General features: G+C 72.0%; 16 protein-coding genes. 9 read left to right on the forward strand and 7 right to left on the reverse strand.

The genetic code is table 11. From position 1 onward, the window contains the following. Positions 1 to 23: 23 nt before the first annotated feature. Positions 24 to 959, reverse strand: coding sequence for a DMT family transporter (locus tag AB0C12_RS08450; RefSeq protein WP_360545593.1), 936 nt, complete (start codon positions 957 to 959; stop codon positions 24 to 26). A gap of 132 nt (positions 960 to 1,091) precedes the next feature. Here AB0C12_RS08450 and AB0C12_RS08455 point away from each other — a divergent pair, with 132 nt between their 5' ends. Together AB0C12_RS08455 and AB0C12_RS08460 are read left to right on the forward strand one after the other, a co-directional pair. Then, positions 1,092 to 1,790: an HAD family hydrolase gene (locus tag AB0C12_RS08455; RefSeq protein WP_360545595.1), complete on the forward strand. Its 699-nt coding sequence runs from the start codon at positions 1,092 to 1,094 to the stop codon at positions 1,788 to 1,790. 30 nt (positions 1,791 to 1,820) lie between these two features. Continuing rightward, positions 1,821 to 2,360 (forward strand): hypothetical protein, encoded by a 540-nt coding sequence (locus AB0C12_RS08460; protein WP_360545597.1) that lies wholly within the window; start codon positions 1,821 to 1,823, stop codon positions 2,358 to 2,360. A 160-nt stretch (positions 2,361 to 2,520) separates the two neighbouring features. On the opposite strand, the gene AB0C12_RS08465 is transcribed toward AB0C12_RS08460, so the two are convergent. Next, complete coding sequence (locus AB0C12_RS08465) at positions 2,521 to 3,393, reverse strand: PhzF family phenazine biosynthesis protein (RefSeq protein ID WP_360545599.1); 873 nt, start codon at positions 3,391 to 3,393, stop codon at positions 2,521 to 2,523. A gap of 27 nt (positions 3,394 to 3,420) precedes the next feature. On the opposite strand from AB0C12_RS08465, the gene AB0C12_RS08470 reads away from it, so the two are divergent. From AB0C12_RS08470 to AB0C12_RS08480, 3 genes are all read left to right on the forward strand, one after another. Beyond that, positions 3,421 to 4,734: a CBS domain-containing protein gene (locus tag AB0C12_RS08470; protein WP_360545601.1), complete on the forward strand. Its 1,314-nt coding sequence runs from the start codon at positions 3,421 to 3,423 to the stop codon at positions 4,732 to 4,734. Beyond that, positions 4,731 to 5,255, forward strand: coding sequence for a DUF1003 domain-containing protein (locus AB0C12_RS08475; protein WP_360545603.1), 525 nt, complete (start codon positions 4,731 to 4,733; stop codon positions 5,253 to 5,255). The genes AB0C12_RS08470 and AB0C12_RS08475 overlap by 4 nt, the downstream gene beginning before the upstream one ends. A gap of 62 nt (positions 5,256 to 5,317) precedes the next feature. Further along, the gene (locus AB0C12_RS08480) at positions 5,318 to 6,466 is read left to right on the forward strand and encodes an Mrp/NBP35 family ATP-binding protein (RefSeq protein WP_360545605.1); all 1,149 of its coding nucleotides are present in this window, start codon (positions 5,318 to 5,320) and stop codon (positions 6,464 to 6,466) included. Between the two features lie 3 nt (positions 6,467 to 6,469). Here AB0C12_RS08480 and AB0C12_RS08485 read toward each other — a convergent pair whose 3' ends face one another. Next, the gene (locus AB0C12_RS08485) at positions 6,470 to 6,883 is read right to left on the reverse strand and encodes a preprotein translocase subunit TatB (RefSeq protein WP_360545607.1); all 414 of its coding nucleotides are present in this window, start codon (positions 6,881 to 6,883) and stop codon (positions 6,470 to 6,472) included. Positions 6,884 to 6,962: 79 nt separating this feature from the next. Beyond that, on the reverse strand, positions 6,963 to 8,228 hold the full coding sequence (locus tag AB0C12_RS08490) for a trypsin-like peptidase domain-containing protein (RefSeq protein ID WP_360545609.1): 1,266 nt from the start codon (positions 8,226 to 8,228) through the stop codon (positions 6,963 to 6,965). A gap of 260 nt (positions 8,229 to 8,488) precedes the next feature. On the opposite strand from AB0C12_RS08490, the gene AB0C12_RS08495 reads away from it, so the two are divergent. After that, positions 8,489 to 9,097, forward strand: a complete 609-nt coding sequence (locus tag AB0C12_RS08495; RefSeq protein WP_360545611.1) for an O-methyltransferase — start codon at positions 8,489 to 8,491, stop codon at positions 9,095 to 9,097. 77 nt (positions 9,098 to 9,174) lie between these two features. Here the strand turns inward: AB0C12_RS08495 and AB0C12_RS08500 are convergent, their stop codons facing one another. Beyond that, positions 9,175 to 10,536: a leucyl aminopeptidase family protein gene (locus tag AB0C12_RS08500; protein ID WP_360547070.1), complete on the reverse strand. Its 1,362-nt coding sequence runs from the start codon at positions 10,534 to 10,536 to the stop codon at positions 9,175 to 9,177. Positions 10,537 to 10,684: 148 nt separating this feature from the next. Beyond that, the gene (locus tag AB0C12_RS08505; protein ID WP_015625691.1) at positions 10,685 to 10,852 is read right to left on the reverse strand and encodes a DUF3117 domain-containing protein; all 168 of its coding nucleotides are present in this window, start codon (positions 10,850 to 10,852) and stop codon (positions 10,685 to 10,687) included. 292 nt (positions 10,853 to 11,144) lie between these two features. Between AB0C12_RS08505 and AB0C12_RS08510 the strand changes: the two genes are divergently transcribed. From AB0C12_RS08510 to AB0C12_RS08520, 3 genes are all read left to right on the forward strand, one after another. After that, positions 11,145 to 11,957 (forward strand): PaaX family transcriptional regulator C-terminal domain-containing protein, encoded by an 813-nt coding sequence (locus AB0C12_RS08510; protein ID WP_360545613.1) that lies wholly within the window; start codon positions 11,145 to 11,147, stop codon positions 11,955 to 11,957. Further along, positions 11,954 to 12,742, forward strand: a complete 789-nt coding sequence (locus tag AB0C12_RS08515; protein ID WP_360545615.1) for an enoyl-CoA hydratase-related protein — start codon at positions 11,954 to 11,956, stop codon at positions 12,740 to 12,742. Before AB0C12_RS08510 ends, AB0C12_RS08515 begins: the two co-directional genes overlap by 4 nt. Before the next feature lie 129 nt (positions 12,743 to 12,871). Continuing rightward, on the forward strand, positions 12,872 to 13,669 hold the full coding sequence (locus AB0C12_RS08520) for a serine protease (protein WP_360545617.1): 798 nt from the start codon (positions 12,872 to 12,874) through the stop codon (positions 13,667 to 13,669). Positions 13,670 to 13,719: 50 nt separating this feature from the next. Here the strand turns inward: AB0C12_RS08520 and AB0C12_RS08525 are convergent, their stop codons facing one another. Continuing rightward, positions 13,720 to 14,277 carry a hypothetical protein gene (locus AB0C12_RS08525; protein ID WP_360545619.1) on the reverse strand — a complete coding sequence of 186 codons (558 nt, stop codon included), beginning with the start codon at positions 14,275 to 14,277 and terminating at the stop codon, positions 13,720 to 13,722. Between the last annotated feature and the right edge of the window lie 446 nt (positions 14,278 to 14,723).

The following is a 14,723-nucleotide window of genomic DNA, read 5'->3' on the forward strand; positions in this document are numbered from 1 at the left end:
GGTTCAACGAGGAGAGCCGGGCGTCAGCGCGGGGTGGGATCCGCCACGTCGGCCAGCGAGGCCGTGGTCCGGCGCCGCTCCCGACTGCCGCCGAGCACCACGACAGCCACTCCGAGCATCAGCAGCGCCAGCCCCGGCAGGGCCACCAGCCGCGGTGTCTGCCCCAGCCAGGCCCAGGCCAGCAGCGCCGCGCCGGGCACCTCGAGCAGGATCAGCACGCTGACCTTGGTGGCCGAGGTCCGTTCGAGGGCGTAGTTGAACATCGAGTGCCCGAGCAGCTGAGCCCCGATCACCAGAGCCAGGATCGCCGCCCAGGTGCGGCCGTCGTAGCCGTGCAGCTCCACCCCGGCCACCAGGCAGACCACCAGCAGGATGGCCGCGCAGGTGCCGTAGCAGACCCAGGTGTACGTGGTGGTGCTCAGCCGGGACCGGGCCCGTTCCCCGAACGCCGTGTAGATCGCCGCGGCGATCGCGCCCAGCAGGGCCAGGACATCCGCGAGAACGGCCTGGGCCGACACGCCGATGTCGAGTCCGGTCGCCCAGACCGTGCCCGCCACGGCCAGGCCGATGCCCGTCCAACCGGCCGCCGAGGGGCGCCGGCCCTGGGCCATCGCGATCAGGCCCTGCCAGACAGGCTGGGTCGCGACCAGGGCGGTGGCCGTGGCCACGGAACCGAGCTGCACGCTGGGCATCCAGGTCGCGAAGTGCAGCGCCAGCGCCACCCCGGCCAGGACCGCGAACAGCCCGGTGCGGCTGCGCAGGCTCGCCAGCTCGGCCCGGCGCGGGCCGGCTGTGATCGGCGTCAGCGCGGCGAAAGCCAGGCCGTTACGCCAGAACGCCACGGCCAGCGCCGGAGCCGCCACGAAGGCGATCAGCGGGGCCGAGGTCGAGACGGCGAGCACCGCCACGGCCAGGGCCGCCCCGGTCAGCCACGGGGGCCGTTCGCGGGGTGACTGCATATTCATCCCTCGCCGTCGCTTCTTGCATATCTACACATCACAGTTTGTCGACCTCAGTTGAGCGGAAAGTGAGCCAGTAGTTACGCTCGCCGCCGATGCATTTCCGTCAATCCCTCAGGAGAGTGGTTTTCGATGCCCGCGTTCCAAGCGGTCGTGTTCGACTTTTTCGGCACGCTGACCCGTTCCGTGCGGCGGGGGCCCCAGCACGCCGACATCGCTCGGGCGCTGGGCTGTGATCCCGACGCGGTGCTGAGCGTCCTGGATCGTACGTTCCAGGTTCGGGCCCGGGGTGATCTCGGGTCGGCCGAGGCGACTCTGCGCTGGGTGACCGAGCAGGCCGGGGGCCGGCCGCGCACCGCCCAGTTGCAGGCCGCGGTGCCGGCCCGGGTCGACGCCCTGAAGGCCGACACCCGGCTGCGCGCCGACGCGGAGAGCGTTCTCCGGGCCGTCAAGCAGCGTGGCCTGCGCACCGCGCTGATCAGCGACTGCACCCATGAACTGCCGGCCTTCCTGCCGAGCATGCCGATCGCCCCGCTGCTCGACGTGAACGTCTTCTCCGTCGAGGTCGGCCGGTGCAAGCCGGACCCGCTGATCTATCTGGAGGCGTGCTGGCGGATGCGGGTGGCCCCCGAGGACTGCCTGTACATCGGTGACGGCGGCAGCCGCGAGCTCACCGGGGCCGCTGCTGTCGGGATGACCGCCGTCCGGCTGGCCGCGCCCGACCTGGCCGATCACCTGGTGTTCGACGCGGACGACGACTTCGCCGGCCCCAGCGTGCCGTCGCTGACCGCCGTGCTGGATCTGCTTGATCCCGTACCCGCCCTGACCTGATTGCATGCAGGATGCATTGAGTCCTCGCGGATGCGGCCCGGCGCCGGCCGGGCCGCGTGCGAGGATGACCGGGTGACGACCGAGCTCGTGGCTGAGGCGATCAAGAAGGCCGGCATCGCCTGGATCAACGCACCCGGCGGCCCGTCCCTCGCCCTGTGGGTCATGCCGCTCGACGGCGCGCTCATCCTGGTCTGCGGCCCCGGCGAGCAGGCCGCACCCGGCCTGGCCGAGGCACCCCGCGCCTCGGTGCGCCTGCGCGGCGACAACGGCGGCCTGATCGTGATCGTCGAAGCGCGGGTCGAGCGGCTCACCCCGGGCTCCGAGGAGTGGACCGAGATCGCCCCACAGCTGGCCGGCAAGCGCCTCAACGCGAGCGGCACCGCTGAGGAGCTGGTCGCCCGCTGGGCCGGGACCGACTGCGCGGTCCTGCGCCTGACGCCGGTCGACGAGCCCGTCGCGGCCCCGCACCTGCCGACCGGCTCGCAGGCGGAGCCGCCACGCGAGACTCCGGCCCGCATCAAGGTCCGTCGCCCGTTCCGCCTGCACCGCGTACGCAAGCGCAAGCCGTAGGCGGACCGCCCGAAAGACCAGGATCAAGGGCTTGCTGTCCCAGGTCCATCGGGGTGCGAGCCGTCGCTCCCGCGGGCACCGGGCAGGCCCGGCCAATCGCCTGGCGGCTCATGAACGGCCGGGCCCACCCTGCCGGCTGCGTGCTCGCAAGACCCGGCGGTCAGCCCACGAACGGCGGCACCTTGATCTCGCCCTGAGCCACCGGGATCACATGGCCGGACACCGTGGCCAGCGTGGCCGCGCCGCCCGTCGCCGTCACCGTGCATTCCAGGAGGGACGGCCGGTGCATCTCGATGCCCTGATGCACCGTGTACGACGTCGTCCCCTCCGGCGACAGCCAGCCCCGAGCGACCAGCCACACGCCCAGCCCCAGGGCCGCCGAGCCGGTCGCCGGGTCCTCGGGCACCGACACACCCGGGCAGAACACCCGCACGTACGCCGTCCGCTCGGCCTCCTCCCAGGCAAAGACGCTGATGCCCGTCACGCCCAGCGCGCGGGCTCGCGCCGGGTCGGCCCACGCGCGGGCCAGCGCTTCCCGGCGCACCGGCAGGAAGACGAAGTCCAGTCCGCAGCCGGCCGCCGCCGGTTCCGCCGCCGCCCCGGCGAAGTCATCCGCCGTCAGGCCCACCAGATCCAGCAGGTCCCGGGCCGGCAGCGGCGCCCCCAGGGTCGGCTTGCCGCCGGTCAGCGTGGCCACGTCCGAGCCCACCGTGATCGGCAGCATCCCGGCGCCGCACTCCTGCACCACCTGCCCCGGCTGGGCCAGGCCGCGCCGGACCGAGGTCACAGCGGCGCCGACGCTCGGGTGACCCGCGAACGGCAGCTCCGCCTCCGGGGTGAAGATCCGCGCCCGGTACGTCGCACCCGCGGCCGACGGCAGCACGAAGACTGTCTCCGAAAGATTGAACTCCCGCGCCAGTGTCTGCATCTGGTCGCCGGCCAGACCCTCGGCGCCGAAGACCACGGCCAGCGGGTTTCCGGCGAAGGGGCGGTCGGTGAACACGTCGACGATCTCGTACGCCACGGTAGACATGGGTCGACGCTAACTTAGGCTGGTGCGGTGACCATGGGGAGCAGGGTTTATCTGGCGCGGCTCGCGGCGCTGCCCGTTTTCGACCCCAACGGCGACCGGGTGGGCCGGGTGCGCGACGCCGTCCTGCGTTTGCGCACCACCAACCGTCCGCCGCAGGTCGTCGGTCTCGTCGCCGAGATGGCGTTGCGCCGCCGGATCTTCCTGCCGATCGGCCGGGTGACCTCGATGGACGCCGAGGCCGTGGTGCTCAGCACCGGCATGCTCAACCTGCGCCGGTTCGAGAAGCGGCCCAATGAGCTGCTGGTGCTCGAGGAGGTGCTGGACCGGCGGGTCACGGTGGAGCCGGAGGACCGGCAGGGTCCCGGCACCACCGGCACGGTCGTGGACCTGGGCATGGAGCTCAACCGCAACAACGAGTGGCTGATCACCCGGGTGGCCGTCCGCCAGCACACCGGCCGGCTGGCCCGGCGCGGGCACACGTACCAGGTGGAGTACGACCGGATCCGCGGCCTGGTCGGGCCGACCGACACCCAGGGCACCTCGAACCTCGTCGCCCTGCTCGAACAGATGCGGCCCGCGGACATGGCGAACGCCCTGCAGGACCTGGCCGACGCGCGGCGCAACGAGGTCGCCGCGGCGCTGAGCGACCGGACGCTGGCCGACGTGCTCGAGGAGCTGCCGGAGCACGACCAGGTGGAGATCCTGATCCAGCTGGACCGGGAACGCGCCGCCGATGTCCTGGAACGCATGGACCCGGACGACGCCGCCGACCTGCTCGCCGAGCTGCCCCAGGCCGAGCAGGCCGTGCTGCTCGACCTGATGGAACCGGAAGAGGCGGCGCCGGTCCGGCAGCTGATGAGCTACACCCCCGGCACCGCCGGCTCGGTGATGACCTCGGAACCCGTGATCCTCACTCCGGACACCACGGTGGCCGAGGCGCTGGCCCGGATCCGTGAACCGGAGCTGTCCCCGGTCGTCGCCGCCCAGGTCTTCGTGGCCCGGGCACCGTCGGCGACACCCAGCGGCAAGTACCTCGGCATGGTCCACTTCCAGCGGCTGCTGCGTGAGCCGCCCTCGTCGATTCTGGGCGGCCTCATCGAGACCGACATAGATCCGCTGACGCCCGAGACCGGCCTCACCGAGATCACCCGGCGGATGGCGACCTACGACATGGTGGCGATGCCGGTGGTCGACAACGCGTACCGGCTGGTGGGGGCGGTGACCGTGGACGACGTGCTGGACCACTCGCTGCCGCGCGACTGGCGTGACCGGGACGCCCAGGACGCCCAGGACCAGGCCGACGCACTGCTGCGCCAGGCCCACCTGGAGACGGGCTCATGACCGAGCCCCGCCGGGACCGCCTCGACCAGCCGATCGAGCCGGGCCGGGTCCGCCTGCCGCGCTTCGACCCGGAGGCCTTCGGACGCTGGTCGGAGAGCATCGCCCGGTACATGGGCACGGCGAAGTTCATCGTCTACATGACGATCATCATCGGCGCCTGGTTCGCCTGGAACACCCTGGCGCCGAAGGATCTGCGCTTCGACCCGTACACGTTCACGTTCCTGACCTTGATCCTGTCCCTGCAGGCGTCCTACGCCGCGCCGCTCATCCTGCTCGCGCAGAACCGCCAGGCCGACCGGGACCGCCTGACGATGGAGGAGGACCGCCGGCGCGCGGCCATGCAGAAGGCCGACACCGAGTATCTGGCCCGCGAGATCGCCTCGCTGCGGATCGCCGTCGGCGAGGTCGCGACCCGCGACTTCCTGCGCTCGGAGCTGGCCCGGCTGGCCGACGAGCTCGACGAGGCGGCCCATCGACGGCAGAAGCTGGAACGCAAGGAGTGGGAAGAGGAGCGCACCTGAGCCGACCCGCGGCGGAAAACCCATGCGAATTCGCAGATCGAGCGCGACGTAGCATGGCACCTATGTCCGCACCAGCCCCCACCATCGAGGACGCGATCCAGGCGGCCCTCGCCACCGTCGACGATCCCGAGATCCGCCGCCCGATCACCGAGCTCGGCATGGTCAAGGGCTTCACCGTCGCCGGGTCCGGTGTGAAGGTCGAGCTGCTGCTCACCGTCGCCGGTTGCCCGCTGCGCGACAAGCTCACCAACGACATCACCGCCGCGGTCACCGCGATCCCCGGGATCACCACCGTGGAGATCGACTTCGGCGTCATGACCGAGGAGCAGCGCAAGTCCCTGCAGGCCACGCTGCGCGGTGGCGGTGAGTCCGCCGAGCCGGTCATCCCGTTCGCCCAGCCGGGTTCCAAGACCCGGGTGTACGCGGTGGCCAGCGGCAAGGGCGGCGTGGGCAAGTCCAGCGTCACGGTCAACCTGGCCGCCGCCCTGGCCAAGCGCGGGTTGTCGGTCGGGGTGGTCGACGCCGACATCTACGGCCACTCGGTGCCCCGCATGCTCGGCGTCGAGGGCCGGCCCACCCGGGTCGAGGACATGATCATGCCGCCGCAGTCGCACGGCGTGAAGGTCATCTCGATCGGCATGTTCACCTCGGGCAACGCCGCCGTGGTGTGGCGCGGGCCGATGCTGCACCGGGCCCTGCAGCAGTTCCTCGCCGACGTCTTCTGGGGCGACCTGGACGTGCTGCTGCTGGACCTGCCGCCGGGCACCGGTGACGTGGCCATCTCGCTGGCCCAGCTGCTGCCCAACGCCGAGATCCTGGTCGTCACCACGCCGCAGATGGCCGCGGCCGAGGTGGCCGAGCGGGCCGGGGCGATCGTGCAGCAGACCCACCAGCGGCTGGTCGGCGTGGTGGAGAACATGTCGTGGCTCGAGCTGCCCGACGGCACCCGCATGGAGGTCTTCGGCGCCGGTGGTGGCCAGACGGTGGCCGACTCGCTGACCAAGACGGTGGGCGCCTCGGTGCCGCTGCTGGGTCAGATCCCGCTGGACACCCGGGTCCGCGAGGCCGGCGACGCCGGCACGCCGGTGGTGCTGGCCGACCCGGAGTCACCGGCGGCCACGGCGCTGGACGCGGTCGCGGACCGGCTCGCCATCCGGCGGGAGTCGCTGGTCGGCAAGCCGCTGGGCCTGCTGGTCAACGCCCGCAAGTAGGGCCTACGTAGCGTCCAGATCGAATCTGCGCGGCGCCGGGGTGGACTTCTCCACCGCGGCGCCGTTGCTCTGCGCCTTCAGGTCGGCGGCGGATGCCACCTCGCCGAGGTCCGCTTTCACGCCGTTCAGGTCGCTCTTGACGTCCTCGAAGAGGCCCTGCAGCGGCTTGCGGATGGCCTGCTCGTCGTCCTCGCTCAGCAGATGCTTGCGGATGAACGCCTTCGGGTGCAGGTCCTGCAGCTGGATGTCGGTGCCCAGCTCACGGCTCAGATCGGTGGTGGCGTTCTGGGCCATCGCCCGCAGGCCGCGCAGCATCCGCAAGCCGTCGCCGATCACCTTGGGCAGGCGCTCACCGAAGATCAGCAGCGCGAGCATCAGCAGGGCGCCGATCTCCCACCAGTTGAGGTTCTCGAACACGCGCGGACCTCCCTCGTCGCGTACCTGAGCAAGAGTACGCACGCACTCTGTGTCTGCGCCGCCCGCCCATGAGGACGGTTCACTTCGCGTCGGCCGCCAGGGTCACGGAAGCCGTCTGGGTCTTGGTGCCGCGCCGGTATTCCACGGCGACGACCGATTCCGGGGCGTACTTACGGACCAGCGCGATCAGGTCGGTGCCGTCCTCCAGCAGGTGACCGTTGATCTTGGTGATCACATCGCCCGACTTCAGCCCGGCCGTGGCCGCCGGACCGGTGGGCTGGACCGAGCGCAACCGGGCCCCGGACGAGCCCGCGGAGCCGGAGGTGCCACCGGTGGAGACCTCGGCGCCGATCACCGTGCGGCGGGCCTTGCCGTGGTCGATGATCTCGCGGGCGACCCGCATGGCCTGGTTGATCGGGATGGCGAAGGCCAGGCCGATGTTGCCGGCCTCGGTGTCGCTGCCGCCGACGGACCGGATCACCGAGTTCATGCCGACCACCCGGCCGGCCGCGTCGACCAGCGGACCACCGGAGTTGCCCTGGTTGACCGCCGCGTCGGTCTGGATGGCGGCGTAGTAGCGGACCGTGCCGCCCGGATCGCCGGCCTGGATGGTGCGGTCCAGCGCGCTCACGATGCCGGAGGTGACGGTGTTGACCAGAGCCAGCGGCGAACCGAAAGCGAGGACGGGGTCACCGACGGCGATGGAGTCCGAGTCGCCAAGTGAGACAGCCGTCACACTCTTCTTTGCGACTTTGATCACTGCGATGTCCGATTCCGGATCCCGCCCGACCACGGTCGCCGAGGCGGTGGAGCCGTCACTGAAGGACACCGACATGGAGTCGTTCGCGCCCTCGACCACGTGGTCGTTGGTCACCACGTAGCCGTCGGGGGAGATCACGAAGCCCGAGCCGATCGCGCCGGTGACCCGGACGGTGACCACGCTCGGCAGCACCTGCTTGGCCACGCCGGCCAGCGAATCGGGGGCCCGCTGGGCCGCCGAGGGGGCCGCCAGCGGCGCGCCGCCGAGCTGCGTGCCACCGCCGACGCCGCTGCGGGTGGCGAACACGAAGCCCAGCGTGCCGCCGAGACCACCGGCCAGCAACGCGGTGACCAGGCAGATGAGCAGCACCGGGGTCATCGACCGGCGCGGCGCGTCCGGGTTGACGACAGGCTCGGGCTGCGGGCCGGTGCTGACCGGGGCGGTGGGCACGACCACCGCCGACGGTGCGTACGGATCCCGCCACGGATCAGTCAGCGCGTCGGACCACCACGGCGACCCGGCCGACGCCCCAGGCGTGGCGGACGGCGGCGGTTGAGGCTGGCGCCAGTTCCAGCCGTCGGTCACGTCGGTGCCTCCCCTGGTCGGTACCGGAGCGCCGGGCTCCGGCATCCAGGATGACACGGATCGGTGGAGATCATCCGGTCAGTGGGACCCCGGGCCCGGGCCCGCCGCTTTCCGCCGCCGAAGTCCCGGTGCGCGAAGGGTGAGCATCGCTCTACGCTCATACCCGATGTGCACCGGTTCCGGACCGCGCATCCCCTCTCCAGACGGAGGTCGTCATCGTCACCGCAGCCCGATCGTTCGGCGCCCCGACCGCGCAGTCGGTGCAGTTCACCGAGGCCTACGCCGCCGAGGACATCGTCCTGCAGACCGCCCGCAACCTGGCCCACGAGGTCGGCCTGGCGGCCGTCTCCCCCGGCGCGGGGTCCGTGCTGAGCGTGCTCGCCGCGGCGGGCAGCGCCAAGGCGGTCGTCGAGATCGGCACCGGTACGGGCGTGAGCGGCGTCTGGCTGCTCCGCGGCATGCGCGCGGACGGCGTCCTGACCACGATCGACGTGGAGAACGAGCACCAGCGCATCGCCCGGAGGATCTTTCAGGAGGCGGGCTTCGCGGCGTCGCGGACCCGGATCATCACCGGCCGCGCGCTGGACGTGCTGCCCCGCCTCGCCGACGGCGTCTACGACCTGGTCTTCGTGGACGCGGACGCCACCGAGTTCGGCGCCTGTGCGGACGCCGCCCTACGCCTGCTGCGCCGCGGCGGAATCCTGGTGGTCAACGGCGCCCTGGCCGGCGGCCGGATCAGCGACCCCTCAGCCCGCGACGTCGACACGATCACGATCCGCGAAACGGTCAAGGCCGTCCGCGAGTCGGAGGAATGGATCCCGGCCCTGATCCCCGCCGGCGGCGGCCTCCTGACCGCCGTCAAACGCTGACTGTGTTCAATGGCCTCGCCTTCGGCTCGGCGGGATTGCGCCCCTTCAGGTCGGTGTCGAGCCGCATCGGCGGGCGGTTATGAACTCAACCAGCGCAACAGGGTGCGGGTGCCCCAGCCGGTGGCGCCGCTGGTGAGGTCGCCGTCGTCCGCGGCGGCCCAGCTGGGCGCCGACATGTCGAGGTGGGCCCAGCGGTCCAGGTGGTCGCCCAGGAACTCGCTCAGGAACAGCGCCGCCACTACCGAGCCCGCGCCGCGTGCCGGTGAGCTGTGCCGGTCGGCGATGTCGCTGTGCAGGTATTCCAGGTAGTCGCCGGGCAGCGGCAGGCGCCACATCGCCTCGCCCGCGGCGGCTCCGGCGGCGGCCAGCGCCGCGGCGAGCTCGTCGTTGTGGCTGTACAGGGCCGCCGTGCGCTTGCCCAGGGCGACCGCGTTCGCGCCGGTCAGGGTGGCCAGGTCGATCACCACGTCCGGGTTCAGCTCGGCCACGGCGTACGCCAGGGCGTCGGCCAGGACCAGCCGGCCTTCGGCGTCGGAGTTGGTGCTCTCGGAGGTCGTGCCGTCGTACTGGGTGATGACGTCGCCCGGCCGGTAGGCCGAGCCGCTGATCGCGTTTTCCGCCAGCGGCGCGAGCGTGGTCACGCGTACGGGAAGGTTCAGGTCGGCGGCACCCAGGGTGGCCGCGACGACGGCCGCCGCCCCGCTCATGTCCTTTTTCATCAGTTTCATGGCGTCGCGGTTCTTGATCGAGATGCCGCCGGTGTCGAACGTGATTCCCTTGCCCACGAGGACCACATGGCGGGACGCGGCGGCCGGCTGCCAGCTCATCTCCAGCAGCCGGGGCGGGCTCGCGGAGCCGGCGCCGACGGCCAGGATGCCGCCGAAGCCCTCCGCGGCGAGCTGCTCCGGCTCGCGGACGGTCACCGTCAGGCCCGGGCGTGTCGCCGCCTCGGCGACGATCTGCGCGGCGAACCAGGCCGGGTTCTTCACCGAGGCCGGCATGTTGGCCAGGTCGCGAGCGAGCCAGGTCGCGGCGGCGGTCACCCGGGCCGTCTCGAGGCTCTGGGTGTAGTTGCCCGGGTCGTCGACCCGGATGGTGATCTCGGTGCTCCGGGGCCCGGTGAAGGCGTCCCGGAAGCGGTAGGAGCCGAACCAGAGGCCCTCGGCCAGCCCGCGCAGCGCCTCGGCGGGGACGCCGGGCCCCGGCTCGATCTGCACCTGCTCCTCGGGGCGTACGGCTCGGGCGATCGCGGCGCCGGCGGCACGCCAGCCGGCCTCGTCGCTCGCGCCGACCCCGGCCAGCAGAACTCTCGCGGGTCGCCGCGTCGGGCGCGGCAGAATCTGCACCGCGCCGGGTCGTCCGGGATCATCCGCGCTGCTCAGCAGGGCGGCGACCTCGGCTTCCAGCTCGGCGCCGGCCGCGCCGGCACCCGTCGGCAGGCCGTCGGCACCGACCGCGAGCACGCGAGTGGAATCGTCGGCGGACCCGGGCGTCAGCCTGATCGCGAACACTGGAGGATGACCTTTCCGCAAGACGTGGAAAGCCCGCCGGTACGGCAGGTACCGTACCGGCGGGCCACGTGAAACGTCAGCCGGCGATCGCCTTCAACGCGTCACCAAGCGCGTTGGCCTCGTCCGGAGTCATCTCAACGACGAGACGGCCACCACCCTCCAGCGGGACGCGCATGACGATCCCGCGCCCTTCCTTGGTGACCTCCAGCGGACCATCGCCCGTCCGCGGCTTCATCGCCGCCATCTTGTCTCCCCTCAGACCTACATCAGGGTCGCGGTGGGTTACCCCACAGCCACTTCGTCAACGCACCGTGCTCAGCCCCACGGTGCGCCGTACCTCGTATCCGACCGGCGGAGTCGCCCCCGCTGGACCGACCCGAGACCGCAGCGCTGCGAGCCTCGCCCGACGTCACGCGACGTGGCCCACCGTGCCGATCAAACATTTTCCCTGATGAACACCGGCGAACCCAAACCCAGCCCGGGCTGATGTGACAGCGTCTAGCATATCGCCTTTCGGGCTGTCACAATGTGCGGTCATGCAGGCGCGGTCGGCACTCTTCGACCTCTACGGCGACTATCTGCGCCCGAGAGGCGGCCGCGCGCCGGTCGCCGCCCTCGTCAAACTGCTCGCACCGGTCGGTATCGCCCCGCCCGCGGTCCGCACCGCGGTCTCCCGGATGGTGCGTCAGGGCTGGTTGCACCCTATGCGACTGGTCTCCGGCCCGGGCTATCTGCTCACCCCGAAAGCCGCGCGCCGGCTCGACGAGGCGGCGGCCCGCATCTACCGGACCGGGCGCAACGGCTGGGACGGACGCTTTGATCTTGTCCTCACCCACGCCCCGGTCCCGCGCCGGGAAGCGAAACGACTGACTTTTCTGGGGTACGGCATGTTGGGCGAGTTGGCCTGGGTCGCCCCGCGCGCCACCGACGAGGTCGACACCGTCCTGGCCGACGCCGGGGTCGGCTACGAACGGTTCAGTGCCAGCCACGCGGCCGGCTCACCGGGAGCGGCCGAGGTGGTCGGGCGCGCCTGGGACCTCACCGAGATCGGCCAGGCCTACGAGGACTTCATCGCCACCCAGCGCCCCATCGTCACGGCGGTCAACGCCCGCAGTTCCGACGAGGAGGCGTACGCGGCCCGCTTCCAGCTGGTGCACGCCTGGCGCTCGTTCCTGTTCCGCGACCCGCAGCTGCCCCCGGCCCTGCTGCCCGCCCGCTGGCCCGGTGCCAGCGCGGCGACCTTCTTCGACCGGCACGCCGCCCGCCTGCGCCCGGCCGCCGACCGCTACGTGGAGAGGTGCCTGGCGTCGGTGTCACGCGGCGGACGTGTGGGATTCTCAGACTCATGACAGATTCCTTGCTCGTCGACCGCACCGACGCTGTCGTCACCCTCACCCTGAACCGGCCCGACGCCATGAACGCCCTCGACGTGGACCTCAAGGAGGCCCTGCGGGACACGCTGGCGTCGATCGAGACCGACCGGTCCGTCCGGGCGGTCGTGCTGGCCGGGGCGGGCAAGGCCTTCTGCGTGGGCCAGGATCTCCGTGAGCACGCCCGCGACCTGGACAAGGGCGCCACTGAGCTGGACACCGTGCGGCAGCACTACAACCCGATCGCGCAACGGCTGGCCAGCCTGCCCAAGCCGGTGGTCGCGGCGGTCCGGGGCACGGCGGCCGGGGCCGGCGCGTCGCTGGCGCTGCTGGCCGACTTCCGCATCGGCGGCCCGCGCACCACCTTCCTGATGGCCTTCGCCAACGTCGGCCTGGCCGGCGACACCGGGGTGAGCTGGTCGCTGCCGCACATCGTGGGCCGGGCCCGGGCGCTGGAGCTGCTGCTGCTGGCCCAGCCGGTGCGCGCCCAGGAGAGCTTCGACTACGGCCTGCTCACCCAGCTGGTCGACGACGACGAGCAGGTGCTGCCGACGGCGCAGGAGCTGGCCGCCCGGCTGGCCGCCGGCCCCACGGTGGCGTACGCGGCCATCAAGCGCGAGCTCTCCATCGGTACGGCCGGCTCGCTCTCCGACGCGCTGGCCGCCGAGGCCCAGGCACAGGCGATCTGCGGGCGTACGGCCGACCACCAGGCGGCGGTGACGTCGTTCGTGGCGAAGGAGAAGCCGGTCTTCGAGGGCCGGTGATTCTTCCTGCGAGGTAGCGCCGACGGTATGAGTACTTCGGGATACCCGCATCAATGCAGGTAAATGTTTGACTTCCCCCATCGAGATGAGGTGCAGCCGCAGGGCGCATCTCGGGCTGGGGAGGTCTGGATGGCAAGGTGGCGCAGGATCCTGAGCGGGGCGGCAGCCGCTCTCACGGTGGCCGCGATGGGCAGCCTGATGCAGTCGTCGCCCGCGGCGGCCGCCCCCGACGGCCCGGACATGGTCGTCGGCGGCACCACGGCCACGCAGGGTGAGTTCCCGTTCATGGTCCGGCTGTCGATGGGCTGCGGCGGCGCGCTCTACAGCCCGACCCTGGTGCTGACGGCCGCCCACTGCGTGAGCGGCACCGGTACGAACACGTCGATCACCGCGACGATCGGCGTGGTCGACCTCCAGTCGACCAGCAAGGTCACCCGCAAGTCGAACTACGTGTACCGGGCCCCCGGCTACAACGGCAACGGCAAGGACTGGGCGCTGATCCGCCTGGCCAGCCCGGTGACCGGCTTCGCGACCCTGCCGATCGCCAAGACCACCGCGTACGACTCGGGCACGTTCACGATCGCCGGCTGGGGCGCGGCCACGGAGGGCGGCGGCCAGCAGCGTTACATGCGCAAGGCGACCGTGCCGTTCGTCAGCGACTCCACCTGCAACTCCAGCACGATGTACAACGGCCAGATCATCGCCAGCAACGAGATCTGCGCGGGCTACGCCGCCGGTGGCGTGGACACCTGCCAGGGCGACTCGGGCGGCCCGATGTTCCGCCGCGACTCGGCCAACGCCTGGATCCAGGTCGGCATCGTGAGCTGGGGCGACGGCTGCGCCCGGCGCAACAAGCCCGGCGTCTACACCCAGGTGAGCTACTTCGCCGCGACGATCGCCTCGGCGGCCTCGAGCCTCGGCGGCTGATCGACCGGTACACGAACGGGCCCGGAGCTGCGCGCTCCGGGCCCGTTGCGTCAATTGTCGTCCTCGTCCTCTTCGGGATCCTGGTTGGCCTGCTCACCCAGCACGAACGCCTGCATGGCGAGCTCGTCGCCGGACGGCGAGACGAACGTCGGCAGCTCGGCCGGGCCCAGCTCCAGCACGTACGACCAGAACTGCCGCACCGCCTCCGCCGGGGTGGCGGCCTCGATCGGCAGGTCCAGGCTGACCAGCCAGGTCTGCCGGTCCGGGCCGGCGTTCAGCCGGGCGGCGAACCGTTCGTAATGCTCCTCGTCGATCTCGGCGACCGGCTCGGCCAGCTTGAGCTCACCGGCCGGCACCGGCTCGTCGAAGGACCGCCGGGTGTAGGTGACGGCCAGCTCGGGCACGCCGTGCGCACCCCGCCGGGCCGGCGCTCCGTCGACCACCCCGAGCGCCACCACCTGCGGCGCCTGCTCGTCCGCGACCAGCAGGACCCGGTCGCCGGCCGCCGGTTGCACGCCGGCCAGACCCGCCACGGTCAGGGTGTCGTGATGGAACAACCGCTCGGTCGCCCACCGATCCGCTGGAATGATCACCGCCCACTGCGCCATGCGCACCATCACATCACGAGCCCCCGAACTACCCGGCGCTGGCTCGGACGGGCGTGCCGGGCTGGCACTGAGGAGGCCGGCGCGACGGCCTGAGCGGGCCGCTGACGGCCGCACGAGGCCGCGATGACCTCAGGCGTGGCCCGGCGGCCGGAGCGCCGCACACTCGCGCTGATCAAGCGCAAGCCGAACGAGGCGCCGAGGCGCCGCACGGCCGTGGCCGCAGACCGCGGCTACTCCGCCAGGAGATCAGTCACGCCGGGGCGCAGCCCGCACACCTGCGGCGCCCCTCACCCTGCGGCAGGCCCACCCCCGCGGCGCGGCACAGCCCCCGCGGCAGGCCCGCCCTCACTGCAGGCCCACCCCCGCGGCGCGGCACAGCCCCCGCGGCAGGCCCGCCCTCACTGCAGGCCCACCCCCGCGGCGCGGCACAGCCCCCGCGGCAGGCC

It is taken from the genome of Actinoplanes sp. NPDC048967 (genome assembly GCF_040649415.1).
Classification (GTDB): Bacteria; Actinomycetota; Actinomycetes; order Mycobacteriales; family Micromonosporaceae; genus Actinoplanes.